This is a genomic window from Yoonia sp. R2-816, from assembly GCF_046762905.1.
Lineage (GTDB): Bacteria > Pseudomonadota > Alphaproteobacteria > Rhodobacterales > Rhodobacteraceae > Yoonia.
In genome coordinates this window covers 1-462 of record NZ_JBKQXN010000320.1, presented here as the reverse complement: position 1 = coordinate 462, position 462 = coordinate 1, and the positions used below count along the sequence as shown (strand labels likewise).

General features: G+C 51.7%; 1 pseudogene. It reads left to right on the top strand.

What is annotated here, in order from left to right:
* Nucleotides 1-132 (top strand): annotated as a pseudogene (locus tag ACFWW2_RS21990) (IS30 family transposase); the annotation flags it as partial.
* Nucleotides 133-462 lie beyond the last annotated feature (330 nt).

The window sequence follows — 462 nt, the reverse complement described above, 5'->3', positions numbered from 1 at the left end:
ACCGACCTATCCGTCCATTCCCAAGCAAAACTCAGCGCTATCGCAAGGCAACTCAACGAACGACCGCGCAAGACCTTGCAATATCAAACGCCAGCGGAGAAGTTCGCCGAGTGTGTTGCGTCGACCGGTTGAGATCGCCGCCCAAAGCAGACTTCCCGTAGATATCCGGGATTGGCGTAAAGCGGACATGCCTGTTTTAGTTGGCTCAGGTAAGTAGGCCACCAAGTAGAACTTCGATGCCCGTCCAGAACCGAGCACCACCGGTGCCGCAATGCGCCATAGTGAAGGTGTCTAAGTCTGCTTTTGAGAGGAGCCACTCTATCAGAATAGAAAATCATCTTCTGTCAGGTTTGCCGCGTTAAAGTTGCTTATAGTAATCGAACCGTGCCCGGATACAGAGATTTCCGTGTTCGAACCGTTCGTTGTGCTCGTTGTGATGGTCAAATCTGAGTAGGATACACC